At 65.8% G+C, this 25,878-nt stretch carries 25 protein-coding genes and 1 riboswitch; of the genes, 15 read left to right on the forward strand and 10 right to left on the reverse strand.

The features are described from left to right. Window positions 1–24 precede the first annotated feature (24 nt). Complete coding sequence (locus AKG11_RS07255; RefSeq protein WP_023515126.1) at window positions 25–1,095, forward strand: dTDP-glucose 4,6-dehydratase; 1,071 nt, start codon at window positions 25–27, stop codon at window positions 1,093–1,095. 92 nt (window positions 1,096–1,187) lie between these two features. Further along, window positions 1,188–2,150 carry a glycine--tRNA ligase subunit alpha gene (locus tag AKG11_RS07260; RefSeq protein ID WP_037405784.1) on the forward strand — a complete coding sequence of 321 codons (963 nt, stop codon included), beginning with the start codon at window positions 1,188–1,190 and terminating at the stop codon, window positions 2,148–2,150. A gap of 27 nt (window positions 2,151–2,177) precedes the next feature. Here the strand turns inward: AKG11_RS07260 and gcvA are convergent, their stop codons facing one another. Next, the gene (gcvA, locus tag AKG11_RS07265) at window positions 2,178–3,092 is read right to left on the reverse strand and encodes a transcriptional regulator GcvA (protein ID WP_023515128.1); all 915 of its coding nucleotides are present in this window, start codon (window positions 3,090–3,092) and stop codon (window positions 2,178–2,180) included. A 128-nt stretch (window positions 3,093–3,220) separates the two neighbouring features. Here gcvA and AKG11_RS07270 point away from each other — a divergent pair, with 128 nt between their 5' ends. Continuing rightward, entirely contained in the window at window positions 3,221–3,925 is a 705-nt protein-coding gene (locus AKG11_RS07270; protein WP_050743427.1) for an SDR family oxidoreductase, read from the forward strand. Window positions 3,926–3,982: 57 nt separating this feature from the next. On the opposite strand, the gene AKG11_RS07275 is transcribed toward AKG11_RS07270, so the two are convergent. After that, on the reverse strand, window positions 3,983–4,180 hold the full coding sequence (locus tag AKG11_RS07275) for a hypothetical protein (RefSeq protein WP_050743428.1): 198 nt from the start codon (window positions 4,178–4,180) through the stop codon (window positions 3,983–3,985). Between the two features lie 201 nt (window positions 4,181–4,381). On the opposite strand from AKG11_RS07275, the gene AKG11_RS07280 reads away from it, so the two are divergent. The 6 genes from AKG11_RS07280 to AKG11_RS07305 all read left to right on the forward strand — a co-directional run bounded on the left by AKG11_RS07280 (window position 4,382) and on the right by AKG11_RS07305 (window position 10,645). Then, window positions 4,382–4,930, forward strand: a complete 549-nt coding sequence (locus tag AKG11_RS07280; RefSeq protein WP_050743429.1) for a LemA family protein — start codon at window positions 4,382–4,384, stop codon at window positions 4,928–4,930. Window positions 4,931–4,944: 14 nt separating this feature from the next. Next, window positions 4,945–6,888, forward strand: coding sequence for a DUF2207 domain-containing protein (locus AKG11_RS07285; RefSeq protein ID WP_050743430.1), 1,944 nt, complete (start codon window positions 4,945–4,947; stop codon window positions 6,886–6,888). A gap of 52 nt (window positions 6,889–6,940) precedes the next feature. Beyond that, window positions 6,941–7,363 carry an ArsR/SmtB family transcription factor gene (locus tag AKG11_RS07290; RefSeq protein ID WP_245290244.1) on the forward strand — a complete coding sequence of 141 codons (423 nt, stop codon included), beginning with the start codon at window positions 6,941–6,943 and terminating at the stop codon, window positions 7,361–7,363. After that, entirely contained in the window at window positions 7,360–7,839 is a 480-nt protein-coding gene (locus AKG11_RS07295) for an SRPBCC domain-containing protein (RefSeq protein WP_050743432.1), read from the forward strand. Before AKG11_RS07290 ends, AKG11_RS07295 begins: the two co-directional genes overlap by 4 nt. Window positions 7,840–8,022: 183 nt before the next feature. Further along, on the forward strand, window positions 8,023–10,137 hold the full coding sequence (gene glyS, locus AKG11_RS07300; RefSeq protein ID WP_050743433.1) for a glycine--tRNA ligase subunit beta: 2,115 nt from the start codon (window positions 8,023–8,025) through the stop codon (window positions 10,135–10,137). Window positions 10,138–10,150: 13 nt separating this feature from the next. After that, entirely contained in the window at window positions 10,151–10,645 is a 495-nt protein-coding gene (locus AKG11_RS07305) for a 2-thiouracil desulfurase family protein (protein ID WP_023516158.1), read from the forward strand. 102 nt (window positions 10,646–10,747) lie between these two features. Here the strand turns inward: AKG11_RS07305 and AKG11_RS07310 are convergent, their stop codons facing one another. From AKG11_RS07310 to AKG11_RS07320, 3 genes are all read right to left on the reverse strand, one after another. Then, window positions 10,748–11,224, reverse strand: coding sequence for a plant virulence effector HPE1-like domain-containing protein (locus AKG11_RS07310; RefSeq protein ID WP_050743434.1), 477 nt, complete (start codon window positions 11,222–11,224; stop codon window positions 10,748–10,750). Between the two features lie 105 nt (window positions 11,225–11,329). After that, window positions 11,330–12,601, reverse strand: a complete 1,272-nt coding sequence (purD, locus tag AKG11_RS07315; RefSeq protein ID WP_050743581.1) for a phosphoribosylamine--glycine ligase — start codon at window positions 12,599–12,601, stop codon at window positions 11,330–11,332. Window positions 12,602–12,748: 147 nt separating this feature from the next. Continuing rightward, window positions 12,749–12,988, reverse strand: a complete 240-nt coding sequence (locus AKG11_RS07320) for a hypothetical protein (protein ID WP_023515262.1) — start codon at window positions 12,986–12,988, stop codon at window positions 12,749–12,751. Between the two features lie 174 nt (window positions 12,989–13,162). Here AKG11_RS07320 and AKG11_RS07325 point away from each other — a divergent pair, with 174 nt between their 5' ends. After that, window positions 13,163–13,966: a MipA/OmpV family protein gene (locus tag AKG11_RS07325; protein ID WP_371260046.1), complete on the forward strand. Its 804-nt coding sequence runs from the start codon at window positions 13,163–13,165 to the stop codon at window positions 13,964–13,966. A 76-nt stretch (window positions 13,967–14,042) separates the two neighbouring features. After that, window positions 14,043–14,996, forward strand: a complete 954-nt coding sequence (ubiA, locus tag AKG11_RS07330) for a 4-hydroxybenzoate octaprenyltransferase (protein WP_023515264.1) — start codon at window positions 14,043–14,045, stop codon at window positions 14,994–14,996. On the opposite strand, the gene AKG11_RS34465 is transcribed toward ubiA, so the two are convergent. Both AKG11_RS34465 and AKG11_RS07335 read right to left on the reverse strand, forming a co-directional pair. Then, window positions 14,997–15,167: a hypothetical protein gene (locus AKG11_RS34465; RefSeq protein WP_024271035.1), complete on the reverse strand. Its 171-nt coding sequence runs from the start codon at window positions 15,165–15,167 to the stop codon at window positions 14,997–14,999. A gap of 169 nt (window positions 15,168–15,336) precedes the next feature. After that, complete coding sequence (locus AKG11_RS07335; protein WP_023515266.1) at window positions 15,337–15,900, reverse strand: DUF6101 family protein; 564 nt, start codon at window positions 15,898–15,900, stop codon at window positions 15,337–15,339. A gap of 262 nt (window positions 15,901–16,162) precedes the next feature. On the opposite strand from AKG11_RS07335, the gene AKG11_RS07340 reads away from it, so the two are divergent. Then, window positions 16,163–18,484 (forward strand): DUF1217 domain-containing protein, encoded by a 2,322-nt coding sequence (locus tag AKG11_RS07340; RefSeq protein WP_050743436.1) that lies wholly within the window; start codon window positions 16,163–16,165, stop codon window positions 18,482–18,484. A 105-nt stretch (window positions 18,485–18,589) separates the two neighbouring features. Here the strand turns inward: AKG11_RS07340 and AKG11_RS07345 are convergent, their stop codons facing one another. Together AKG11_RS07345 and AKG11_RS07350 are read right to left on the reverse strand one after the other, a co-directional pair. Next, the gene (locus tag AKG11_RS07345) at window positions 18,590–20,020 is read right to left on the reverse strand and encodes an FAD-binding oxidoreductase (RefSeq protein WP_050743437.1); all 1,431 of its coding nucleotides are present in this window, start codon (window positions 20,018–20,020) and stop codon (window positions 18,590–18,592) included. A gap of 62 nt (window positions 20,021–20,082) precedes the next feature. Then, the gene (locus AKG11_RS07350; protein ID WP_050743438.1) at window positions 20,083–21,057 is read right to left on the reverse strand and encodes an L-threonylcarbamoyladenylate synthase; all 975 of its coding nucleotides are present in this window, start codon (window positions 21,055–21,057) and stop codon (window positions 20,083–20,085) included. Window positions 21,058–21,208: 151 nt separating this feature from the next. Here AKG11_RS07350 and AKG11_RS07355 point away from each other — a divergent pair, with 151 nt between their 5' ends. Next, complete coding sequence (locus AKG11_RS07355) at window positions 21,209–22,282, forward strand: diguanylate cyclase domain-containing protein (protein WP_050743439.1); 1,074 nt, start codon at window positions 21,209–21,211, stop codon at window positions 22,280–22,282. Between the two features lie 16 nt (window positions 22,283–22,298). Here AKG11_RS07355 and AKG11_RS07360 read toward each other — a convergent pair whose 3' ends face one another. Next, window positions 22,299–22,904 carry a DUF6656 family protein gene (locus AKG11_RS07360; protein WP_023515271.1) on the reverse strand — a complete coding sequence of 202 codons (606 nt, stop codon included), beginning with the start codon at window positions 22,902–22,904 and terminating at the stop codon, window positions 22,299–22,301. Between the two features lie 298 nt (window positions 22,905–23,202). After that, window positions 23,203–23,400: riboswitch (cobalamin riboswitch) on the forward strand. A gap of 102 nt (window positions 23,401–23,502) precedes the next feature. On the opposite strand from AKG11_RS07360, the gene AKG11_RS07365 reads away from it, so the two are divergent. Together AKG11_RS07365 and AKG11_RS07370 are read left to right on the forward strand one after the other, a co-directional pair. Beyond that, window positions 23,503–24,747 (forward strand): aromatic ring-hydroxylating oxygenase subunit alpha, encoded by a 1,245-nt coding sequence (locus AKG11_RS07365; protein ID WP_050743440.1) that lies wholly within the window; start codon window positions 23,503–23,505, stop codon window positions 24,745–24,747. A 1-nt stretch (window position 24,748) separates the two neighbouring features. Further along, entirely contained in the window at window positions 24,749–25,852 is a 1,104-nt protein-coding gene (locus AKG11_RS07370) for an FAD-binding oxidoreductase (RefSeq protein ID WP_023515273.1), read from the forward strand. The last annotated feature ends 26 nt before the right edge of the window (window positions 25,853–25,878 follow it).

Raw genomic sequence — 25,878 nt, forward strand, 5'->3', positions numbered from 1 at the left:
CCCGGCAGTGAACGGAGAATGCGCATGGCCTCGCTCGACCTCGATTGGATTCGCACCATCGTTGTAACGGGCGGTGCCGGCTTCGTCGGCTCGCACATCGTCGATGATCTGCTCGCCCATTGCCCGAATGCGCGCATCCGCGTGCTCGATGCCTTCACCTATGCCGCCGACATGTCGCATCTCGATGCCGCCTTCCGCACCGGCCGCGTGACGCTGCAGGATGGCGATGTCGGCAATCTCGATCTCGTCACCGAAATGCTGAAGGATGCCGACCTCGTCGTGCATGCGGCGGGCGAAAGCCATGTCGAGCGCGCCTTCTCGGTGCCGGAGCGGTTCACGCTGGCCAATGCGCTCGGCACGCAGGTGCTGGTCGAGGCGATGGGGCGCCGCCGCGTGCCGCTGATGATCCATGTCAGCTCCGCCGAGGTCTACGGCGCCGGCAATGGCCAGCCGATGGGCGAGCTTGCGCCGCTCCTGCCGGACAACCCGCACGGCGCTTCCAAGGCCGCCGCCGAAATGCTGATCGCCGGCCTGCGCCGCTCGTTCGATCTCGATATCCGCGTGCTGCGCCCCGTCAACATCGTCGGCACGCGCCAGAACACGGAAAAACTGCTGCCACGCTTCCTCGAGCTTGCCGCCGTCGGCCGTCCGCTTCCGGTGCATGGCGACGGCCTGCAGACGCGCGGCTTCGTCACCATGGCGGATTTCTGTTCGGCGCTGCGGGCAGTGGTGACGCGCGGGGCGGAGAACGCCACCTACAATGTCGCCGGCGACGATTTCCTCGACATTCTTGCAATCACCCGCCTTGTCCTCGATGCCGTGCAGGACCCGGTTTCCGGCGTCAGCTTCACGGCTGGCCGGCCGGACAATGTCAGCCGTCCGCCGCTCGACACGCGGGCGCTGAAGGCGCTCGGCTGGCAGGCGAAGGGCACACTGCGCCGCGAGTTACCCATGCTTGCCGCCTGGTATGGCGCACGCATTCCGGTCGGCCTGCGCCGTCAGGTGCGGCATGTGCCGGATCTCGCCCCGCAGCGCGTGCAGGCCGTCACTCAGGCGGCCGGCTCCGGGCTCTTTCGTTCGCTCGAACGGCATTGATGCATGCGGGGCCGGGGGCCGAAACCCTTGACCCCCAAGGCGCATCGTGGCACCAGTCCGGCACCTTTTTCCAGAATGCCCGGACGAAACCGATGACCCCTGCCGCCCTGCCTGACCACATGAACCCGACGCGCTCCTTCCAGGGGCTGATCCTGACGCTGCACAACTACTGGGCGGACAAGGGCTGCGCGGTGCTTCAGCCCTATGACATGGAAGTGGGCGCCGGCACGTTCCACCCGGCAACGACGTTGCGTGCGCTCGGTCCGCGCCCGTGGCGCGCCGCCTATGTGCAGCCCTCGCGCCGCCCGTCCGACGGGCGTTACGGCGAGAATCCGAACCGCCTGCAGCACTATTACCAGTACCAGGTCATCCTGAAACCGAACCCGTCGAACCTGCAGGAGCTCTATCTCGGCTCGCTGGCCGCCATCGGCCTCGATCCGCTGCTGCACGATGTGCGCTTCGTCGAGGACGACTGGGAAAGCCCGACGCTCGGCGCCTGGGGCCTCGGCTGGGAATGCTGGTGCGACGGCATGGAAGTCTCGCAGTTCACCTATTTCCAGCAGGTCTGCGGCATCGAGTGCTCCCCCGTTGCGGGCGAACTGACCTACGGTCTCGAGCGCCTCGCCATGTATGTTCAGGGCGTCGACAATGTCTACGACCTCAATTTCAACGGCCGCGAGGGCGCTGAAAAGATCACCTATGGCGACGTCTTCCTGCAGGCCGAGCAGGAATATTCCCGCCACAATTTCGAATTCGCCGATACGGCCATGCTGCACCGCCATTTCATCGATGCGGAGAAGGAATGCCAGGCGCTGCTCGCGGCCGGCGCGCCGGGCGATGCGGAAAACCAGCGCCTGCACAAATGCGTGCTGCCGGCCTATGACCAGTGCATCAAGGCCAGCCACGTCTTTAACCTGCTCGATGCGCGCGGCGTGATCTCCGTCACCGAACGCCAGAGCTATATCCTGCGCGTGCGCACGCTGGCAAAGGCCTGCGGCGAGGCCTTCCTGCTGACGGATGCCGGCGGCGTGAACTGGACGAAGGACGCGGCCTGAGCCTGTTTTTCCGCGCGTTTCCGTCTTTCAGCGGAAACGCGGGCTCCGAAAGGCCTGGCCGCCGGTGGTGGCCAGCCAGGCGCGAACCGCTGCGACGGATGCGGCGTGGCGCGGCTTGCGGGGCGAGACGGCATAGAAGTCCGCCCCCGCACGCATGTCGCCTGCAAACAGGCGAACCAGCCGCCCGGTGCGGATATCCTCCTCGACGAAGAACTGGCTCGCCAGCACCATGCCCTGGCCGGCGATCGCGGCCTCGATGGCATGGGCGGTCTGGTTGAAGCGGATGTTCTTCGCTGCCGCGGGCGTGCCATCCGGAAAGACCGTTTCGAGATATTGCGGCCAGAAGTCATGCGCATCGTGCAGCAGCGCGTAGCGGGCGAAGGTCTCCGGGTGTGTCGGGTTCCCCAGCTTCTCGATGAGCAGCGGGCTGGCGACGGCTACCAGCACCTGCTCGAACAGGAGGTCCACATCGAGCCCCGGGCCGAAGGGCGGGCGGCCGTAACGCACGGCGAGATCCACCGCATCCGTCTGGAAATTGGAGATCCGGTCCGTCGCCAGGATGCGCAGGTCGATGTCCGGATGGGCTGCGGTGAATTCGGGCAGGCGCGGGATCAGCCATTTCGAGGCGAAGGTCGGCGTCACGCTGATCGTCAGGTGCTGCGGCTCCGGTCGCAGGGCCTCCGTCGCCTCGGCGATCAGCTCGAAGGCGCGGCGGACGTTGGCGACATAGCTGCGCCCGGCCTCGGTGAGCGCGAGCATGCGCGGCTGGCGGTCGAACAGTTTTAGCCCCAGTTCGGCCTCCAGCCCGCGGATCTGCTGGGCCACCGCGCCCTGGGTGACGCCGAGCTCCTCGGCAGCCAGCCGGAAATTGAGATGCCGTGTCACCACCTCGAAAACACGCAGGCCGTTGAGTGGGGGGAGGCGTCGTATGGCGTCTGTCATGGAGTAGATTTTCTACTGGATGATGAGAGTGGAACTGGCTCGCACTCCTGCTGGAGCAATGATATCACTTGGCGGAAAATGAAGAAAGGCGGCTTGCCCGCAACTGGTTCTCAAGAGGGAGACAAGCGATGGCAGTAGAAAAAGTGGCAATCATCACGGCTGGCGGCAGCGGCATGGGTGCGGCGGCGGCAAAGCGGCTGGCGGCGGATGGCTTCAAGATCGCCGTCCTCTCTTCCTCCGGCAAGGGCGAGGCGCTGGCCGCCGAGACCGGTGGCTTCGGCGTCACCGGCTCGAACCAGTCGATTGACGACCTGAAGCGGCTCGTCGATGGGGCGCTGGAACGCTGGGGCCGTATCGACGTCCTCGTCAACAGCGCCGGCCACGGCCCGCGCAAGCCGATCCTCGATCTGACGGACGAGGACTGGCACGCTGGCATCGACGTTTATTTCCTCAACGCCGTGCGCCCGACGCGCCTCGTCACCCCGGTCATGCAGAAGCAGAAGTCCGGCGTGATCATCAACATCTCCACCGCCTGGGCCTTCGAGCCGAGCGCGATGTTCCCGACATCGGCCGTCGCCCGCGCGGGTCTTGCCTCCTTCACCAAGATCTTCGCCGATACCTATGCGGCCGACAACATCCGCATGAACAACGTGCTGCCCGGCTGGATCGACAGCCTGCCGGCGACCGAGGAGCGGCGCGACGGTGTGCCGATGAAGCGTTACGGCACGAGCGAGGAGATCGCCGCGACGGTGGCCTTCCTCGCCTCCGATGGCGCCGCCTACATCACCGGCCAGAACATCCGCGTCGATGGCGGCATCACGCGCGCGATCTGAGGCGGAAAGCAGGATGCCTCGTTGTGCCTCTCCGGTCCGGCCGGGGAGGCATTTTCTTCAGGCGAGGGTCGAAACCTTCACGCCGAGTTCCCAGACGGGCTTCAGCGTCGGCATCGCGCCGGTGGGAAGCTGGCCGGCATAGGTCTGGAGCGCCCGGCGTACACCCTTCGGACGGTCGACCGCAGCGCCCATCGTGTAGGCGAGGAAGAGGGCGGTGAAACCGAGAACGTTGATGGGGAGGACGAGGGCTTTCATGGCGGTTGCTTCAGGGTTCGTGTGGTTGGTGAAGCGACTATCGGCCAAAGCGCGCCGTGGCGCGGTTCCCGGGGTGACAGGGTTTGCGGGCGCTCGCCTGCTTTGAGGAAGAGGAGACGGCGCCAGGCCCCTTGGGGGGCTTTTCTGCGGCGATGCGGATGCTAAGGTCGTGCCCGAGACAAAGAACGAGCGGAGACTTTCATGATCGGTCTGGCAATCGCGGCGGTGGTCGTCCTCTACGCCATCATTCTCTACAACGGCCTCGTCAAAGCCCGTCAGGTGAAGGAGGAGGCCTGGTCCGGCATCGACGTGCAGCTGAAGCGCCGCGCCGACCTCATCCCCAACCTGATCGAAACCGTGAAAGGCTACGCCGCGCACGAGAAGGACACGCTGGAAAAGGTGGTGGAGCTGCGCAACCGGGCGCAGGCCGTGCCGGCCGGGGACGTCGCAGGCAGGGCGCAGGCGGAAGGCCTGCTCAGCCAGGCGCTGGGCCGCATCTTCGCGCTGGCCGAAGCCTATCCGGACCTCAAGGCCAACCAGAACTTCGCCGAGCTGCAGGAGACGCTGGAGACACTGGAAAACGAGATCCAGATGTCCCGCCGCTACTACAACGGCGCCGCCCGCGATCTCAACGTCAAGGTCGAAAGCTTCCCCTCGAATCTCGTCGCCAGCCTCTTCAAATTCCTGAAGGCGCCCTATTTCGAGATCGAGAACCCGGCCGACCGGGTCGTGCCGACCGTCAAGTTCTAATACCGGAGCCCTTCATGATGCGGATTGCCGTTGTCCTGACGCTGTGGCTCTGCCTTCTGGCTGGCAACGCGGCGCGGGCGGAGGAGTATTTCGACCGCTATCATTCCGACATCGCTGTCGCGAAGAACGGCACCTTGACCGTGACGGAAACGATCCGCGTCTACGCCGAGGGCAACCAGATCCGCCGCGGCATCTATCGCGATTTTCCGCTGACCTTCGTCGACGCCGGCGGGCGGGAGCGGGAGGTGGGCTTCAAGATCCTCAGCGTCGAGCGGGACGGCCGGCCGGAGCCCTACCGCACGGAAACCATCCGCCGCGGCATCCGCATCTATTTCGGCTCGGCCGACGTGCTCCTCGATCCCGGCTTCCACCAGTATCGCCTGACCTACGAGACGACGCGGCAGATCCGTTTCTTCAACACGCATGACGAACTCTTCTGGAACGTCACCGGCACCGAATGGGCCTTTCCGATAGACAAGGCCACGGCGACGGTGACCCTGCCCGAGGGGGTGCGGGCGGAGGAACTGACCGTCTTCACCGGACCGCTCGGCGCCACGGGCAAGGACGCGCGCAGCGAAAACCAGGGCAACCGCGCAACCTTCGAGACGACGCGCGAACTCGGCCCGAACGAGGGGCTGACGATCGGCGTGAAAATGCCGGCCGGCAGCATCGATCGCCCGACGGCGGCGGAAGAGCGGACCCTGTTCCTCAAGGACAACCGCAACCTTTTCCTCGCCTTCGGCGGGCTCGTGCTGGTCGTCGGCTATTACCTTTGGGCCTGGCTTTCCGTGGGCCGCGATCCGGCGCGTGGCGTCATCGTGCCGCGCTGGGATGCGCCGGAGGGCCTGTCGCCGGCGCTCGTCAACTATATCGACGAGAAAGGCTTCGGCGGGCAGGGCTGGACGGCGATTTCCGCCGCCTTCCTCAACCTTGCGGTCAAGGGGCTCGTCGAACTGAAGGACCTGAAGACCTCGATCACCGTTACCCGGACGGAAAAGCCGGTCGAAGGCGCGCTGCCGACCGGCGAGGCGACCCTGCTGAAGACCGTCGGCTCGGCGGGCAGCACCTTCATCATCGACAAGTCGAACGGCAAGCGGGTGCAGACGCTCGGCCTGGACTTCAGCGAGGCGATGGAGAAGGAGCACCGCTACAAATATTACCTTGCCAACTGGCCGCAGGTGATCTGCGGCATTCTCCTGTCGCTCGTCTGCCTTGCGGCTCTCCTCATCTTCGGCTCGCTGCCGGAGGAGGGCATCGCGCTCGTCATCCTGCCGGTCTTCGCCTCGGTCTTCATCTCCATCTTCGCGCTGGCGCTCGGGCAGAATTTCCGGCGGGCGAAGTCGCTCGGCGCGCGCATCCTCGCCGTCGTTATGATCGCCTTCGTCGGCTTCGTCTTCCTCACGGTCTTCGGCAGCATCATCCTCGCGCTGTTCGTCACCAGCGCCGCCGCCGGCCAGATGCCGCTCTTTGCCGCCGTCGGCGGCATCGTCGTCACCAATCTCGTCTTCTTCTTCCTGATGGGCGCGCCGACGCCGCTCGGCCGCAGGATGATGGACGGCATCGAGGGCCTGCGCCAGTATCTGACGCTTGCCGAGAAGGACCGCATGAACATGGCCGGCGCGCCGGACATGTCGCCGCGCCACTACGAGACCCTCTTGCCCTATGCCGTGGCGCTGGGCGTCGAGAAACCCTGGTCTGAAACCTTCGACCGCTGGCTCGTCGCCGCCGCGGCAGCCGGTGCCGCCGCTGCCGCCTACCAGCCCGCCTGGTACCGTGGCGACGGCTTCTCCTCCGGCCGGTTTTCCGATCGCATGGGCGGCTTTGCCGGCTCCATGGCGAGCACCATGACCTCCTCCCTGCCGGATCCGCCGAAAAGCTCCTCTTCCGGCTTCTCCTCGGGCGGCGGTGGCGGCTCGTCCGGGGGCGGCGGCGGTGGCGGTGGAGGTGGCGGCTGGTAGCCGGCCGGCTCAGGCAGAATCATTTGCAGCTGGCTTGCTCCGTCGATGGCACATGCCGCAGGAGCGCGTTTCTCAAACACTTAAGTCGCGGCTGAAGTTTTTTGTTGACAGGGAAGGTTGCCTTCCAATACTTAAGCGTATGCCTAACTATTCAGACCCGATAGACATCCTGCTCAACGCCCTTTCCGAGCCCGTGCGCCGACGTATCGTCGAGCGGCTGGCCAAGGGGCCGTGCTCCGTCAGCGGCCTTACGCAGGTCGCGCCGATCTCGCTGCCCGCGGTGATGCAGCATCTCGGCGTGCTCGAAGAGGCGAAGCTGATCGTGTCGGAAAAGGTCGGCCGCGTGCGGACCGTGTCGTTGAAGCCGGGGGCCTTGAAGGATCTGGAACGCTGGGCTGCCGCGCAAAGCCGGCCGTGGGAGCGCAAGCTCGACCATCTCGATGCCTATCTGAAAGAAACCAAGGAAGAGGAATGAACATGACCGATCCGAAGATCATTCACGGCAGCTTCACGCTCGACCGTCTCTACGATGCGCCCGTGGCAAAGGTCTTTGCCGCCTATGTGGAAGCCGAGGCGCGTTACCGCTGGCTCATCAGCTCTGACGGCTGGACGGTGCACGAATATCGGCCCGCCGGGAGCGTCGCTGCCGGCGCGCAGGAATTCAGCAAGTTCAGCCCGCCCGGCGCGGATGTCGTGCTGACCAACGAGACGACCTTCCTGGAGGTGCGCGAGGGGGAATGCGTCATCCTCGCCTATGCAATGACGCTGGACGGGGCACCGCTCTCCGCCTCGCTGCTGACGGCCGAGTTTCAGGCGGAGGGTGGCGGAACGCGTCTTCTCCTCACCGAGCAGGGCGCCTATCGCGACGGCAACATCGACGGCCGCAAGGAGGGAACGCGGGGGCTGCTCGAGCAGCTGGCGAGGGAAGTGGCGGCCAGCGTCGCCGCCTGAACGGCAAGCGCGGGCCGGCGGGAACGCCGTCCGGTCCGCCTATTCGGCGCGATTGGCCGGCGGGGCGCACATTTGCCGTTGAACAGCACCGCCGAACTTTGCTAGCAGAGGCGCACGATTTTGACCCCACTCCGGCCGCTGCGCCGGCCCTCTCCGGCGAAGGGGAGGGCGAGGAAAGCTGACATGCCCGATCTTCTGCTTGAACTCCGCTCCGAGGAAATCCCCGCCCGCATGCAGCGGAAGGCCGCGGGCGATCTGAAGAAGCTCGTCACGGACGCGCTGGTGGATGCGGGCCTGACCTATGAGGGTGCGCGCGAATACTGGACGCCGCGCCGCCTGACGCTCGATATCCGCGGCCTCAATGCCCGCTCGAGCGACGTGCGCGAGGACATCAAGGGCCCGGCGACCTCGGCCCCCGAACAGGCGATCCAGGGCTTCCTGCGCAAGGCGGGCCTCGCATCGGTTTCCGAAGCCCATGTGCATTCGGACCCGAAGAAGGGCGATTTCTACGTCGCCCACATCGTCAAGCCGGGCCGCCCGGCCGACGAGATCATCGCCGAGGTGATGCCGGGCATCATCCGCAACTTCCCCTGGCCGAAATCGATGCGCTCCGGCGCCGCCTCGGCCAAGCCCGGTGCGCTGCGCTGGGTGCGCCCGCTGCAGTCGATCGTCTGCACCTTCGGCTCGGAAACGGAGGAAACCCGCATCGTGCCCTTCGAGGTCGACGGGCTCGTCGCCGGCAATGTTACCTATGGCCACCGGTTCCATGCGCCGGGCGCGATCACCGTGCGGCGCTTCGAGGATTATGTCGCCAATCTGGAGAAGGCGAAGGTCGTGCTCGATGCCGAACGCCGCAAGCAGATCATCGCGACGGATGCGGGCAACATCGCCTTTGCGAATGGCCTCGAACTGGTCGAGGACGAGGGCCTGCTGGAGGAGGTCTCCGGCCTCGTCGAATGGCCGCAGGTGCTGATGGGCACCTTCGAGGAGGAGTTCCTGGCGATCCCCTCGGAAATCATCCGCCTCACCATCAAGACGAACCAGAAATGCTTCGTCACCCGCAAGCCGGGCGCTGAAACACTTTCCAACCACTTCATCCTCATTTCGAACATCGAGGCGAAGGACGGCGGCAAGGAGATCGTGCACGGCAACGGCAAGGTCGTTCGGGCCCGTCTTTCCGATGCAAAGCACTTCTGGCTGCGCGACCAGCGCGACCTGCCGGACCTCGACACGCTGAAGGCATCGGCCGAAAAGTTCGGCCTCGACCTGAAGAAGCCGCTCGACCAGCGCATGGCCAAGCTCGACGCGCTGAACGTCACCTTCCATGCCAAGCTGGGCACCCAGGGCGCCCGCGTCGAGCGCATCCGCACGCTTGCAGGCGAACTTGCCCCCGTCATCGGCGCCGATGCGGCGCTCGTCGACCGGGCCGTGGTGCTCGCCAAGGCGGACCTGCGCACCGAGGCCGTCGGCGAGTTTCCGGAGCTGCAGGGCATCATGGGCCGGAAATACGCCGCGCTCCAGGGCGAGGACGCCGCGGTGGCCGAGGCGATCGAGGATCACTACAAGCCGCAGGGCCCCTCGGACCGCGTACCGGCCGGCAAGGTCGGTCTTACCGTCGCACTCGCCGACAAGCTCGACACGTTGATCGGCTTCTGGGCGATCGACGAGAAGCCGACCGGCTCGAAGGACCCCTACGCGCTGCGCCGCGCCGCCCTCGGCGTCATCCGCATGCTGCTCGAAAAGAACATCCGCCTGCCGCTCGCCTCCGTCGCGAAGGATCCGGACCTCGTTGCCTTCTTCCACGATCGCCTCAAGGTCTATCTCCGCGACATGGGCGCGCGCCACGATCTCATCGATGCCGTGCTGACGCCCGAAGCCGATGATCTCTTGATGGTCGCCCGCCGCGTCGAGGCGCTGACGGCCTTCATCACCTCGGAAGAGGGGCAGAACCTGCTCGCCGGCACCAAACGCGCCACGCAGCTTCTCGCCGCCGAAGAGAAGAAAGGCACCGTCGTCGAAGGCGCCGTCTCGGCCGACCTTCTCCTGCTCGATGCCGAAAAGGCCCTCCACGCCGCCGTCGAGACCGCGACGAAGGACGCCGCTGCCGCCGTTTCGAAGGAAGATTTCCGTTCCGCCATGGAAGCTCTTTCGGCGCTGCGTGCCCCGGTCGACCAGTTCTTCAACGACGTGCTCGTCAACGACGAGGACCCCGCCATCCGCGCCAACCGCCTCGCCCTGCTCTCCGCCATCCGCGCCGCAACCGGCACAGTCGCGGATTTCTCCAAGATCGCGGGATGAGGGAAGGGCGCTGATGTCGGCGAAGATCCTCATCAGCGCCTGTCTTGCCGGTCTGCCGGTGCGGTACAACGGGTCGGCCAAGCCGCTTGTCCATGGCGCGGTCGAGCGCTGGCGAGTGGAGGGGCGGCTGGTGACGCTCTGTCCGGAGCTTTCCGGCGGCTTCCAGGTGCCGCGGCCGCCAGCGGAGATCGAGAACGGGCTTGACGGCGAGGATGTGCTCGACGGCCGGGCGCGGGTATTGGAAGTGTCCGGTGGGGATGTTTCCGCCGCCTACATCGCGGGCGCGCGCATTGCGCTCGACGTGGCGCGGGAGAATGGCTGCCGGCATGCGCTGCTCATCGACGGCAGCCCGTCCTGCGGGTCCGGCTTCGTCTATGACGGCACGTTTTCAGGTATCCGGCATGCGGGGCAGGGAGTGACGGCGGCGCTGCTGCGGCGCGGCGGCATCGCGGTCTATTCCGACCGGGAGGTCGATCGGCTGGTCGGCGATCTCGGAGAGAGGGGCTGATACGCCTGCGCCCCCGCTTGAGGTCAGGGGCGCAAAACGTCCGCTTCCGCGGATTCCTGTCAGCCTGGAGGGACTGAGAGGCAGGGCGTGCCCACTATGGGGTCAGTTGACCCGAAGTTCAAACCCTGACGGATCAAACTCCTGTGAAGTTGCCATGCCGGCCGCCGCCGTCTTGCGGGCGGCGGTCTCGTCGAGCGCGCTGGTATGGGCGCCGGCATCGACGGTTTCCACGGCCGTGGCCTTCTCGTCCACCGTCGTTTCGACAGCGGCCGCCTGCCGGACTTCCGCCGGGGCCTTGCTGACGAAGAGCACGGGCGAGCCGCCCATCCAGGCTTCGGTGCGGAAGATCTTGCGTTCGCCGTTCTCCTCGCGGATCTCCACCTTCTGCGTGCCGGGGTCGATGGCATCGACCTGGTAGGTGGCGTGTTTGGGCTTCGGCTTCAGCGCCGGGCAGTCGCCGCAGCGGACCGCCGAAATGCTCGACCCCTCGGACGATGCGCCGGAAACGGGCTCGATCGAACCCGCAAGGGCGGGGGTGGCGAGAAGCATGAAAGCAAAGGTCGGCAGCAGGGTGCGCATCAACGGTTCTCCCTTATGGTTGTAGGGAGAATAGCGCCCGCCGGTTACGGTCCCGTCAGGGGAAATGGTAAAATTTGAGCGATCCGGCGTTTTTCGTGCCGGACCTCACGCCTTTTCGCGCGCGACGGCGCGCCAGCCGATGTCGCGGCGGCAGAAGCCGTTGTCCCATTCCACCTGGTCGAGCGCCTGATAGGCGGCCTTTTGCGCCTCCGCGACAGTCGCGGCGACGGCCGTGACGTTGAGCACGCGCCCGCCGGTCGCCACCAGCTGGCCGTCCTTCAGGGCTGTGCCGGCATGAAACACCTTGCTGGCTGCGTCGTCGGCCGGTAGCGCCCGGATCGGCGTGTTCTTCTCGTAGGCGCCGGGATAGCCCTTCGAGGCCATGACGACGGTGAGCGCCGGGGCATCGCGCCAGCTGGCGGAAACCGTGTCGAGCCGGCCGGTCGCGGCCGCATGCAGGATCGGGAGCAGGTCGCTTTCGAGCCGCATCATCAGCACCTGGCATTCCGGGTCGCCGAACCGCACATTGTATTCGATGAGCTCAGGGCCCTTGGCGGTGATCATCAGCCCGGCGAAGAGCACGCCCTGGAAGGGGTGGCCGTCTGCCGCCATGCCGCGGATCGTCGGCTCGATGATCTCCTTCATGGTGCGCGCGACCATGTCGGGCGTCATGACGGGGGCGGGCGAGTAGGCGCCCATGCCGCCGGTGTTGGGGCCGGTGTCGCCGTCGCCGACGCGCTTGTGGTCCTGCGCCGAAGCGAGCGGCAGGGCGTTCACGCCGTCGCACAGGCAGAAGAAGCTCGCCTCCTCGCCATCGAGGAAGGCCTCCACCACGACTTCCGCGCCCGCCGCACCGAAGGCGCCGTCGAAGCAGTCGTCCACGGCGGCCAGCGCTTCGTCGAGCGTCATGGCGACCGTCACGCCCTTGCCGGCGGCAAGTCCGTCCGCCTTGATAACGATCGGCGCGCCTTCGCGCTCCACATAGGCCCTGGCGGCCGCGGCATCGGTGAAGCGCTGGTAGGCGCCGGTGGGAATGTCGTATTTCGCGCAGAGATCCTTGGTGAAGCCCTTGGATCCCTCGAGCTGCGCGGCGGCGGCCGAGGGGCCGAAGACGTCGATGCCGGCGGTGCGCAGCACGTCGGCCATGCCCGCGACCAGCGGGGCTTCCGGTCCGACCACCACGAAGGTGACACCGTTTTCCTTGCAGAAGGCCGCGACGGCCGCATGATCCTCGATGTCGAGCGCGACGAGCGTGGCGCAGTCGGCGATGCCGGGATTGCCGGGGGCGGCGTAGAGCGTTTCGAGGAGGGGAGATTGCGCCAGCTTCCAGGCAAGGGCGTGTTCGCGTCCGCCCGATCCGATCAACAGAACCTTCATGCCCATATCCTCGATCCGTCCTTCGTTGCTGGCGGGTTAAGGGGATGGGGCTGAAAGGTCAAGGGCTGCGGGGACCGGGAGCGCGCGCGGGCAGGAGAATGTCAGGTTTGCCCCTCATCCCGCTGCCGCGACTGTACGGTACCGCCCCTATAGGGTCGCCGCACCCTTTTCCTCCACGGTACGGCCGAGCGCCTCCAGCTCCGTGTCGATCAGGTGCACGTCCTCGTACCAGCCATCATCCTCCACCATGGCGCTTTCGGTGGCGGCGCGCTGGAGAGCGCGGGCTTCGGTGCGCAGCTTTTCCAGCCTGGCGATCTTCTCCTTGCGGGAAAGGCCGCTGTCGTTGCGGATCGCCTGCAGCTTAAGTTCCATCGTGCTGACGGTCATCGGGAAACTCCTTGTTCGTTCCCCGCAAAAACGTCGGCACGGCCGAATCGTTCCGCGCGCCGCCAGGCGGGATGGTTAGCAAAGCGGTAATGAAACGCAGCTAATGTTCACGCAATCAAAGGTTTCGGCAGCCCGCGGCGGGTCTGCCGGTGAAGCGAGGATTGTGTCTTGAGTATCCGTGTTTCGACCGCAATGACTGCGGCCGCTCTCCTTTTTGCGCCCGTTTCCGCCCTTGCCGGCGAAGGCGGCTATTTCTGGTCCGGCGACTGGTATCTGAAGGTCGGCGCCGCCGGCTTTGCCGCGCCGCGCTACGAGGGGGCGAAAAAATACCTGTTCCAGGTCACGCCGATGATCTCGCTCGGCAAGGCGGGCAGCACCGTCCGCTTCTCCTCGCGCAATGACAACCCGTCCTTCGCGCTGATCGACAATGGCGGCTTTCGTGCCGGTGCGACGGGTAAACTCGTCATGCCGCGTGACGACGACGATTCGAAGGATCTGCGCGGCCTGACCCCGGTGAAGTTCGGCGGCGAACTCGGCGCCTTCGCCGAAGCCTATCCTACGGACTGGCTGCGCGTGCGCGGCGAGGTGCGCCACGGCATCCGCAGCCATGACGGTATCGTTGCTGATATCGCGGCCGACGCCTTCGTCGACGTGCGCCCGGATGTGCGCATCTCGGCCGGCCCGCGTGTGACGCTTGCCTCGAACGACTATATGGACACCTATTATGGCGTGAAACCGAACCAGGTCGCCAAGTCCGGTCTTTCCGCCTACGATCCCGACGGCGGCATCCACTCGGTGGGCGCGGGCGCGGCGATCACCTGGCAGGTCAACGAGAAGATCGAGACGAGCGCCTTTGCCGAATACAAGCGCCTCGTTGGCGATGCGGCCAAGTCGAGCCTCGTCAAGGAGCGCGGCAGCCGCGATCAGGTGCTGATCGGCCTTTCCGCCACCTACCGGTTCGATTTCACGCTGCCGTAACCTTTTCGGCGCGCGCGACCTGCCCTGCGGCGCGGTGCCGGCTTGACCGGCGCCGGGCGGCTTGCGATCTAGGGGAATGATCAGCTCTCCCTCCGATTCCGGCCGCGTCGCCGATGCGCCGTCCCGAAACTGGGTCTACCGCGTGCTGCCGCGCGCGGCCTGGCCCTATGCGCAGCTCGCCCGCTGGGACCGGCCGATCGGCTGGCAGCTTCTCCTCCTGCCGTGCCTCTGGTCGGCGGCGCTGGCGGCCAATGTCTCGGCGGCGATCGGCACCTTCGATCTTGCGCGCTTCGTCACGCAGCTCTTCCTCTTCTTCGTCGGGGCCGTCGCGATGCGCGGCGCCGGCTGCACCTACAACGACCTCGTCGACCACGAGATCGACCAGGCGGTGGCCCGCACCCGCTCGCGTCCGCTGCCCTCCGGCCGCGTCACGCGCCGGCAGGCGAAGATCTTCATGGCATTGCAGGCGCTTGTCGGCCTCGTCGTGCTGTTGCAGTTCAATCTTTTCACCATCGTGCTCGGCATCGCCTCGCTGGCGATCGTCGCCATCTACCCCTTCGCGAAGCGCTTCACCGACTGGCCGCAATTCTTCCTCGGCATGGCCTTCTCCTGGGGGGCGCTGATGGGCTGGGCGGCGGAATTTTCCGAAGTGTCGGCCGCCTCGCTGGCGCTCTACGTCGCCGCCATCGCCTGGACCATCGGTTACGACACGATCTATGCCCACCAGGACAAGGAGGACGATGCACTGATCGGCGTGCGTTCCACCGCGCGCCTCTTCGGCGAGAAGACCGCGGGATGGCTCATCGGCCTCTACGGCCTGACGGTCGTGCTGGTCGCGCTTTCCTTCTGGCTTGCCGGCATCGGCATCGTCGCCTGGCTCGGCCTCGGCGTGGCTGCCGCCATGCTCGCCTGGCAGATCGCCACGCTCGACATCGACGACCCGGAACAGTGCCTCGCACTCTTCAAGTTCAACGGCGTCGTCGGCCTCTGCCTCTTCCTTGCGCTCACCGTCGCCATCCCGTTCGCCTGATCAGCGGTGCCGCGGCCCGCGCGAGCCGGTCTGCGGGCGGTCTTCGCCGCGCCGCAGCGTTGTCGGATGAAGGGCGATCTCGAAACCGCGGCGTGGCGGGCGAACGCGATCGACGGTCGCGCTGTCGACGGTGCGGATGCGGCCGAGGAGGGTGGTGAAGAACTTTGCCATCGTGATCTGTCCCTTGCTTCGCGTTCCCCGGTACGAACCCGGTGTGTTGAACGCTGTTTCCCACGCCGGGCACGGGAAAAGTGTTCCGGAGGGAACAGGCAAGGGCGCACGAAAAAGCCGGCCGCAGGGAACGGCCGGCTTTTCTGGAGGTCATGCGGCTGTCTCAGGCTCAACGCCGGGCAATGATTTCCCGGCCGTCGATCTTCATCTGCACGCCGAGCTTGCCGGTGGTGCGGCGCACCAGGAAGCGGGGGCGGCGGTCGGCGAAGTAGGAGTGGCGGCGACGCTGCTTGGCGGGGCGGCTGCCGACCGTCAGGTTGTCGTCGAGCGGCCGGGCGATGCCGTCGGCCTCGACCATCAGCATGGGGATGCGGTAGGCCTCGGCCCAGCTGCGCCAGTCGGCGGCGATATCGCACAGGTCGTGCGCCACCAGGAGCGGGATGCAGAGGTCCGGATCGTCGTGGTGCAGTTCGAGGGTGACGGTCACGTCGCCGTTGCCGTGGTCGATGGCGCGGGCGGCGACGCCCTTGAAGGCGCGGGCCGGCAGGGCGATCGAGAGCGGCAGGCCGCTGGACGGCAGGACCTTGCGCAGCACGGCACCGCGTTCGTCAAGCGTGATGGTGGCGTCGGTTCCCTCGGCGCGCAGCTCGAAGGTCACCTGCTGCGGAAAGCGCTTGGGATCGAGCCGGAGCGTGGTGCCGGCCCAGGCCGGCTTGGAAACGGTATTCAGCATGTCTTTCGCCCTTGTTTTCCTTGAGAGCCGGTGTCCGGTCTTCTCATCGGGACTTTTCGTCCTCTGAGGGCGAGAATAGGCGCACCCCCTTCCGAGCCGCTTAAAAATCGCGGTTAAGAAAACTTTGCAGTTCCTGATGGTTAGCAAAACCGCACGGGCTAGGGTTTAGGAGAGGTGAACGCGTGCGACAGGTCGGGACAAGCCCCGCGCGCGAGAGTGGCCCTTGATCGGCCCGCCCGCATTGTCGAAAGAGATCCCTCCGATGCTGTCCACCTATACGAGCTACAACCTCATCGCGCGTGACATGCTGGTGTCGCTGGACCGCACGGCGAGCGAGACGGTCACCGCGCGCGAGGCCGAGTACTACAAGGAAAACATCGGCAAGGTGACCAGCGTCGACGCGTTCCTCGACGACTACCAGCTCTATTCCTATGCCATGAAGGCCTATGGCCTGGAGGAGATGACCTATGCCACCGCCTTCATGCGCAAGGTGCTGGAAAGCGATACGTCGGATGCGAACAGCTTCGTCAACCTCCTGACGGATTCGCGCTACCGGGAATTCGCAACCGCCTTCAGTTTCGAGGCGTCGACCGCCTCGGCGCAGACCGAGGTGCAGCTCGACGAGATCATCGGCCTCTATTCGGCGACGGCGGCCAATGCCGGCGCGGCGATCAAGGAGGAGACGCGCTACTACAATGCCGTCATCGACACGGTCACGAGCGTCGACCAGCTGCTCAACAACGACCGGCTGCGCAGCTACGTCTTCACGGCCTTCGGCATCGATCCGTCGACCTGGTCGCGCCAGACGATCCGCGGGGTGCTGACCAGCGACCTCGACGATCCCGCCAGCTACTTCAACACGGAGTTCGGCGCCAAGGCGACCGCCGCGCAGGCAGCCATGCAGGCGGCCAATGACGAGCTGGCGACACTCGAACCCAACGACGCCAACGCGGCCCGCATCGCCCAGCTCAAGGCCGAGATCGTCCGCCAGAACGCCATCATCGCCAATGCCGAGAAATACGGCACGCTCGCCAGCGCCTTCAATTTCGCCGCCGATGGCACGGCGGTCGCCGGCACGGTGCAGAACGCCAGCCAGAAGACCAGCACGACCGAGCTCTACACGCTCTCCAATCCGCGCGCGACATCGGCCGCCGCGCTGATCCACAAGGAGTATTTCGAAAGCCGGATCGGCAGCGTCACGACGGCAAGCGAGGTTGCCGGCAATCCGCGCATGGTCAATTATCTCAAGGTGGCCTTCGGCCTCGACAAGCTGTCGATCGTCAGCTCGACCATCGCCAACATCCTGACCAGCGATCCTGACCCGAACAACGCCAACAGCTACATCAACAAGTTCGGCGGATCGGACAAGGAAGCCTATTTCGCCCTGCGCGCCGCCTTCAATTTCCAGGAGGACGGCACGCTGGCCGCCGGCGATGCGGCGCAGACCGCGACCCAGACCGCAACGGTCGCCTCCGGTTACATGAGCCGCTACAATGACAAGGACGACGAGGCGGACGAGCTGGCCATCCGGCGGTTCAAGAGCCAGATCGGCGCGGTGAAGACCGTCAACGAGTTCGTCGGCGAGGCGAGCCTCTACGACTTCGCGTTGAAGGCCTTCGGTTTCGATCCGGCCAAGGTCTCGGCCCTGACGGTCAAGAACGTGCTGAAGAGCGATCTCAACGATCCGAAGAGCTACGTGTACCAGCTCGGCGACCCGCGCTTCGTCGAATTCGCCAAGGCGTTCAATTTCGGGTCGGACGGCAATATCACCGCGCCGAAGCTGGCACAGTCCGAATCCGAGATCCTCGTCATGTCGCGCGCCTATGTGACGGCCAAATCCCGTTTCGGAACGGAAGATGACAAGAAACTGGCGGAGGAGGAGGCGAAATATTACTCCCTCCAGATGCAGAAGATCGACAGCGTCAAGGAATTCCTGTCCGATCCGCGTCTCGTCGCCTTCGTGCTGACGGCCAACGGCATCGATACGAAGAGCGTCGATGCGGAGTTCATGGCGAAGATCTTCACCTCCGACCTCGACGACCCCGACAGTTTTGCCAACCAGCAGCCCGACCGCGCCTATCGCCAGATCGTGGCCTCGTTCAACTTCAATGCCGAGGGCCAGGTCGAGCGGCAGGACGATGCCGAGATTCAGTCGCGCCGCGGCATCTACCAGACGATCGACGGCTACGTGCGCCAGAAGCTGGAGGCGGATGCTGGCAACGACAATGCCGGCGTGCGCCTCGCGCTCTATTTCGAGCGCAAGGCGGAAACGGTTTCGAACCCTTACGACCTTCTGGCCGACGACGCGCTCTTCGAAGTCTTCAAGGTGCTCTACCAGCTGCCCGACGAGATCGCGAGCGCCGATGTCGACGCCCAGGCCGACATGGTCGAGCGCTATCTCGAGCTGAAGGACCTGCAGGATCCGGAGAAGGTCTCCAAGATGATCGTGAAGTTCTCCGTGCTCTACGATCTCGAGAACCAGAGCACGACGGATCCGGCGCTCTCCGTGCTCACCAGTTCGGGTTCGGCCGGCATCAGTGCCGATCTCATGATGTCGCTGGCGCAGCTGCGCACCGGCGGCTGATCGCCTGGCGCAATTCCAGCAGAAGCGCGGCGCGGTTTTACGCCCGGAACGGCATCAAACAGATAGAGAGAGCGTTTTCGCTGTTCGAAGAAAAGCGGAAATAGGCTAGCCCCTGACGACCTTGCCGGGGTTCATGATGCCGGCGGGGTCGAAGGCGTGCTTGATCCTTGCCATCAGGTCCATCTCGATCGGCGCGCGCACCGCCGCGAGCTCGTCGCGCTTCAGCTGGCCGATGCCGTGCTCGGCGGAAATCGACCCGCCATAGCTCAGCACGATGGCGTGCACGAGGTCGTTGATCTCGCGCCAGCGGCCGAGGAAGGCGTCCCTGTCGGCGCCGACGGGCTGGGAAATGTTGTAGTGGATGTTGCCGTCGCCCATATGGCCGAAGGAGCAGATGCGCGCGCCGTCGATGGCTTTCATGACCGCCGCATCCGCTTCCGCCATGAAGGCCGGGATGGCCGAGACCGGCACGGAGACGTCGTGCTTGATCGAGCCGCCCTCCGGCTTTTGCGCCGGCGACATGCTCTCGCGCATGTGCCACAGCGCCCGGCGCTGCTCCTCGCTGGCGGCGATCACCGCGTCCTCGACGAGCCCGGCCTCGATGCCCTCGGCCAGCAGGGCCTCCATCATGCGCGCGGCGGTCTCCGCCGCGTCGGATGTCGAGATATCGACGAGCACGTACCAGTCATGCCGGCTGGCAAGCGGGTCGCGCACGCCCGGAATGTGCCGCGTGGTGAAATCGACGCCGAGACGCGGCATCAGCTCGAAGCCGGTCAGCGCGGTGCCGCAGCGGCTGGAGGCACGTTCGAAGAGGGCGAGCGCATCCGCGACGGATTTCAGCCCGGCAAAGGCCACCTCGTGGCCGAGCGGCCGCGGGAAGAGTTTCAGCACCGCGCCGGTGATGACGCCGAGCGTGCCTTCCGCCCCGATGAAGAGGTCGCGCAGGTCGTAGCCCGTATTGTCCTTCTTCAGCCGGCGCAGGCCGTTCCAGACCTCGCCGGTCGGCAGAACGACTTCGAGGCCGAGGCAGAGCTGGCGCATGTTGCCATAGGCGAGCACCGCGGTGCCGCCGGCATTGGTGGACAGGTTGCCGCCGATCTGGCAGGAGCCTTCCGAGCCGAGCGACAGCGGAAACAACCGGTTCGCGGCCTCGGCCGCCTTCTGGATCTCCGCGAGGACGCAGCCGCCGTCGGCGACGACGACATTGCCGACCGGATCGACATCGCGGATGCGGTTGAGCCGGGAGAGCGACAGCACGACATCCGTCGCCCCTTCACGCGGCGCCGCGCCCCCGACATGGCCGGTATTGCCGCCCTGCGGGACGATGGCCGTGCGCGTTTCCGTGGCGAGCGCGAGGATTTTCGAGACCTCCTCGACGGAGCCCGGCCGCAGCACGAGCGGCGAGGTGCCGTGATAGAGCCCCCGGCTTTCGACGAGATAGGGCGCGATGTCGCGCTCCGCCGTCAGGGCGTGGGCCGGGCCTGTGATGGTGGCGAAGCGGTCGATGAGATCTGGGGCAAGCGTCGCCTGGGTCATGGCTCTGTCCTCGTTGGCACCGCCTCGCACAGGGCTGGTGCGCTTGGATCGGTTCGCAGCGGTCAGCCGCGCGGGGCAGCCGCGCGTTGCAGTCGGTCGTTGATCGCCTCGCCGAGGCCGCGGGAGGGGATCGGCGCGAAGGCGATCGCGCGCGCGCCGGCCGCATCCGCCCGTTTCATGTAGCCGAAGAGATTGGCGGCGGCCTCCGCAAGGTCGCCGCTGGGGCTGAGGTCCAGCACCAGTGCGGCATCGGCCTCGCCGGGCAATGCCGCGCCGCCGAAGCGGATCAGCACCTCGCCGGGCGCCACGTCGCGTGCATTGAGCCGCACCGGCGCATCGGGCGCGTAATGCGAGGCAAGCATGCCCGGCGCCTCGATCGCGGCCCCCGCCTTTTCGTTGCGCACCACCTTCAGGCCGGTGACGCGCTCGACCTCGGCGGCATCCAGCCCGCCCGGCCTCAACAGGCGGATCGTGTCACCCTCGACCTTGAGGATGGTGGATTCCAGCCCCACGACGGCCGGCCCGGCATCCAGAACCAGCTCGAGCTTTGCGCCAAAATCCTCGGCGACATGCCGGGCGGTGGTCGGGCTGATGCGGCCGGACGTGTTGGCGCTCGGCGCTGCAAGAGGTCGGCCGAAGGCCGACAGCAGGCGGCTGGCAAAGCCCTTGGGCACGCGGATGCCGATCGTGTCGAGCCCGGCGCGGGCGAGCGGATGGATGGCGCTTTCCGGGCGGATCGGCAACACGAGCGTCAGAGGCCCCGGCCAGAAGGCCTCGGCGATCGCGCGCGACAGCGGATCGAAGACCGCATGCTCCTCTGCCATGGCGAGGTCGGCCATGTGGCAGATCAGCGGATTGAAGCGTGGCCGTCCCTTCATCTCGTAGATGCGCGTGATGGCCAGCGGATTGGTGGCGTCGGCGGCAAGGCCGTAGACCGTCTCGGTGGGAATGGCGACCGGCACGCCCCGGCCGAGCGCTTCGCAGGCCCGGGCCAGCGCCGTCTCCGCATCCGTCCGCGTATCCACGATATCAGCCATGTCGCCCTTCCTTGTCCGGGCTTCCTTTACAGGGCTTTTCCCGCAAAAGCCAAGGGTTGCCCATTGCCTAAAATGCGAGCGACCGGATTAGATCGGCCGAAAGTGGTGGCTGCTATGGAGGGTTGAAAAATCAAGCAGCAGGTCCGCATTGATGGCGCATAAGAAATCCTCGACGACCGATATCGCCCTGCGCGTCGCAACGGCGATGAAGCAGATGGGCATCGACGGCCTGCCGCGCAATTATGAACTGGTCTACGAGGCCTATGCGGGGTGCAATCCCGATCTGGTGCGCGATTTCATCGCGCTCGGCAAATACAAGACGCAGGGCGCGCTCGACGAACTCGGCCGCAAGTATCTGCCGCACCAGCATGAGGCGGGCGTGCTGCAGCGCTCGGCCGGCGCCATCAGCAACGAGATGGCAAATTTCATGGATCTGCTCAGCCAGGAACGCACCTCGCTGTCGGATTACGGCCGCCTGATCGGCGAGGCCTCGCAGGTCATCCGTGATGCCGGCAGCCTCGGAGAGGGCGCACTCGGCTCCTCGCTCGAGGCGCTGCAGCGCGCGACCGAACTGCGCGTCACCCATACGGCGGAGATGGCGGAGAAGGTCGCCGCGCAATCGGTCGTCATGGACGGCATCCAGAAGGAGATGGCGGAATTCGAGGCGATGAAGTTCGTCGATCCGCCGACGAAGCTCGGCAACCGCCGTGCCTTCAACAAGGCGCTCGCCCGGGTCTATGCCAATCCGGACCTGCCGATGCTCTGCGGCGTCGCGATCGCCGAGGTGGATGCCGAGCGGCGGTTCTCCGCCGGCCAGATCGAGGCCCTGTCCGATCATCTCGTCACCTTCTACGGCGGCCTTATCCGCCAGGCTTTTCCCGCCGGCGAGCTGGCCGTGCGTTTCGACGGCCTGCGCTTCGGCTTCCTGTTTCGCACCGCTGACGAAGGGGAGGTGACGCGGCTGATCGACCTGCTGCGGGCCGCCTTCCAGACGGTGGCGCTGCGCGATCCGCGCACCGGGCGCAATCTGGGTCACCTCACCTTGTCTGCCGGCGTGTGCATGGCGGACCGTGCCGACAGCGCGCTCGACCTTTCGGCGGCCTGCGAGCGGGCACTGGCGGAGGCGCGGGGCGCGGGCGGCGACCAGATCGTCGTCTATGGCCGCGGCGACGAGGTGCCGGCCGGCAAGGAATGGCTGATCTACCGGCCGTCCGGGGTGGCCTGACGCAGCGGGGTAGGGGTTAGAGCGCCCGGATGATCTTGCGCAGCGCCTCGTTGTGCGCGCCTAGCATCAGCACGTTCTTCATGGCAAGCTTCGGATCGTCGGTGCGGAAGAGCACGCCGTTGCCGCGCACCTTGCGGTCGATCTGCAGACGGCCTTCCTCTTCGGCCGGCGTGATGGCGACGGCGAAATACATCCGCCCGGCCTTCTTCGAGATGTCGGCGAAGAACTGCTCCTCCTCACCGATCTCGGCGAAGAAATTGGCCATGTAGAAGGCCCATTGCACATTCTCGAATTCCGCGAAGCGGGAATTGGCGACGGTGATGTGGCAATAGCCGAGATGCGGCGTCTGGGCGAGCGTGCGGTGGAAGATCAGCTTGGGAAAGCGGATCGACTGGTGGAAGCCGTTGATGCGGTCATGCGTGACGCTGCCGGCATTTTCCAGCTTGCGGCCGGTACGCTCGGCCACTTCCTGGTAGCTGAGGTAGCGCTTCTCGTTCGGGCTCCAGCTGACATTCCGGTCGATGCGGCCGGTGCGCAGGAACTCGGTATGGGCGGCCGATTTCGGCTGATTCGCGCGCTTGTAGGCGACTGCGTCGTAGTAACGGAACTTGGTTTGCTGCACGCGTCGGCACTCCATCCTCGCGCCCCGATGCGATGAAGTTTATGGAAACGGCGTTAAGCATTCCTTGCCAATCCGCCCCCGCTTTTTCCAAAGGTTCCGGAGGGGTCGCAATATGACAATTGTGTCACCGGGCAGGCCAGGTGGCCAAAAGGGTATTCATGCTGCTCGTTTCTTTTGCATAATTGATTGAAATATATGCAATTAGGCCTGAGGTTGGCTTGCCTCTGCCCATTTTATCTCTGTCGCCAAATCGGAATGGCATGTCGCTAACTGACATGTCGTTTGCCGGGTCTTGCGTTTAGATAAGAACACTCGAGGTGCCGTTCTGACGAAGAGCGGAGAATTGGGAAGCCGGTTGAAATCCGGCGCTGCCCCCGCAACGGTGTAGGAGAAACGCGCGGCGAGACGCCACTGGACAGAAAGTCCGGGAAGGCGCCGCGACGGTCCTGACGGACGCTCCTGAGCCCGGAAACCAGCCTTGGGAATGATCGTGACTGGCTGCGGCGGGCGGCCGGGAAGCGTGCAGTCCGGCGCCCCCGCGCCCGGATGCCGTCTCCTTCCGTGCGCCTCATCCCCAACAGGATATCGAGGATCCGGCATGGACATCAGCAGCGACGTGCTCCGCAAGCTCAAGAACCGGCGCGAGGGCCACAGCCTCGAGCAGGCCTTCTACATCGACCCCGATCACTACAGGCTCGATCTCGAGACGATTTGGTATCGCGACTGGCTGTTCATCGGCCATGACTGCGAGATCCCGAAGGCCGGCAACTATTTTACCGTGCAGGTCGGCGACTATCCCGTGGTCATCACCCGCGACCGCACGGGGACCGTGCGCGCCCTGCACAATTCCTGCCGTCACCGCGGCTCGCGCGTCTGCACGCAGCACAAGGGGTCCTCGGCCAAGCTCGTCTGTCCCTACCACCAGTGGACCTACGAGCTGGATGGCTCGCTGCTCTTCGCCCGCCACATGGCCGAGGATTTCGACAAGAGCCAGCACGGTTTGAAGCGCGTGCACTGCGAGACCGTCGGCGGATACATCTTCATCTGCCTTGCAAACGAGGCGCCGGATTTTTCCGCTTTCCGCAACCTGGTCGAGCCCTATCTTGCCCGTCACCGCCTCGGGGAGACCAAGGTCGCCTTCGAAAGCACGATCGTCGAGAAGGGCAACTGGAAGCTCGTCTGGGAAAACAACCGCGAGTGCTATCACTGCGCCGCCAACCATCCCGAGCTTTGCCGCACCTATCCCGAGGCGCCGAGCGCCACCGGCGTGCAGGGCGCCAAGGACGATCCCGTCATCGCCGCGCACTGGGAGAAATGCGAGGCGGCGGGCCTGCCGAGCGAATTCCGCATGTCGTCGACCGGCCAGTTCCGCGCGGCCCGCATGCCGCTCATCCAGGATGCCGAGAGCTACACGATGTCCGGCGCCCGCGCCGTCAACCGCCCGCTGTCGAACGATGTGCTGGAAAACCACATCGGCACGCTGCTGCTCTTCCACTATCCGACGACCTGGAACCATGTGCTCGCCGACCATGCCATCACCTTCCGCGTTCTGCCGCTTGGGCCGGAGCTGACGCAGGTCACGACGAAATGGCTGGTGAACAAGGACGCGGTCGAGGGCGTCGATTACCGCCTTGACGAGCTCACCCATGTCTGGACCGAGACCAACGACCAGGACCGCCGCATCGTCGAGGAAAACGCCTTCGGCATCCGCTCGCCGGCCTACCAGCCCGGCCCCTATTCGCCGGAAGACGAGGGGGGCGTCATGCAGTTCGTCGAATGGTACGTGAACTTCATGGTCGATCGGCTCGACGGCGCCAAGAAGCCGCTCTCGCGGGTGGCATGACATGACGATCGCAAGCCATTTCCGCCATTTCGACGAGCTTCATCCGTGGAACGATCGCCAGCACATGCTGGAATGCATTGCCGTAACGGTGGAGACATCAGACGTGATGACCTTCACCTTCCGGTCCGACCGCGACAACTGGTTCCGATACCTGCCCGGCCAGTTCGTCACGCTGGAAATTCCGGTTGCGCAGGACGATCCCGTCCTGCGCACCTATACGCTCTCCTCGACGCCCTCGCGGCCCTTCTCCGTTTCCGTGACGGTGAAGGCGCAGAAGAGCTCGATCGGCACGCGCTGGATGTTCGACAACCTGAAGCCCGGCATGAAGCTGAAGGCCTTCGGCCCGCTCGGCGACTTCTCCCTCGTGCGCTATCCCGCCGAAAAGTATCTCTTCATCTCGGCCGGCTCCGGCGTCACGCCGATGATGTCGATGACGCGCTGGATGTCGGATTGCGCGCCGCAGTCCGACGTCGCCTTCGTCACCTGCGCGCGCAAGCCGGAGGATCTGCTGTTCAAGGCGGAGCTTGAATGTCTTGCCGCGCAGATGCCGAACCTGACGCTCGGCTTCGTCGTCGAGGGGCACAATCCGCGCGACGGCTGGCACGGATTGCGCGGCCGCATCGATGCCGCCCGTCTCTCGCTGCTCGCGCCGGATTTTCGCGAGCGCACCGTCTTCTGCTGCGGCCCGGAACCTTTCATGCGCGGCGTCAGAGACCTTCTCAAGGTTTGCGGCTTCAACATGGAGCGCTACCACGAGGAGAGCTTCCAGCCGGCCGCAGCGCCTGCCCCGGAGGAGATCGCCATCCGCGCCGGCGCCGGTGAGCACGACGTCGATGCCAATGCCGTTGCGACCGTCACCTTCACCATGGCCGGCAAGGATGCGAAATGCCCGCCCGGCCAGACGATCCTCCAGACCGCCCGGGCGGCCGGCGTGCGCATCGGCGCGGCCTGCGAAGGCGGCCTGTGCGGCACCTGCCGGGTGATGAAGCTCTCTGGCGAGGTGGACATGCGCCACAACGGCGGCATCCTCGACGACGAGATCGAGGAAGGCTACATCCTTGCCTGCTGCTCGCGACCGGTCGGCGACGTGCAGATCGAGGCGTAGGGGCGGGCCTGCGCCCGCCGCAAGCG

This window comes from Shinella sp. SUS2 (assembly GCF_001262505.1).
Taxonomy (GTDB): domain Bacteria; phylum Pseudomonadota; class Alphaproteobacteria; order Rhizobiales; family Rhizobiaceae; genus Shinella.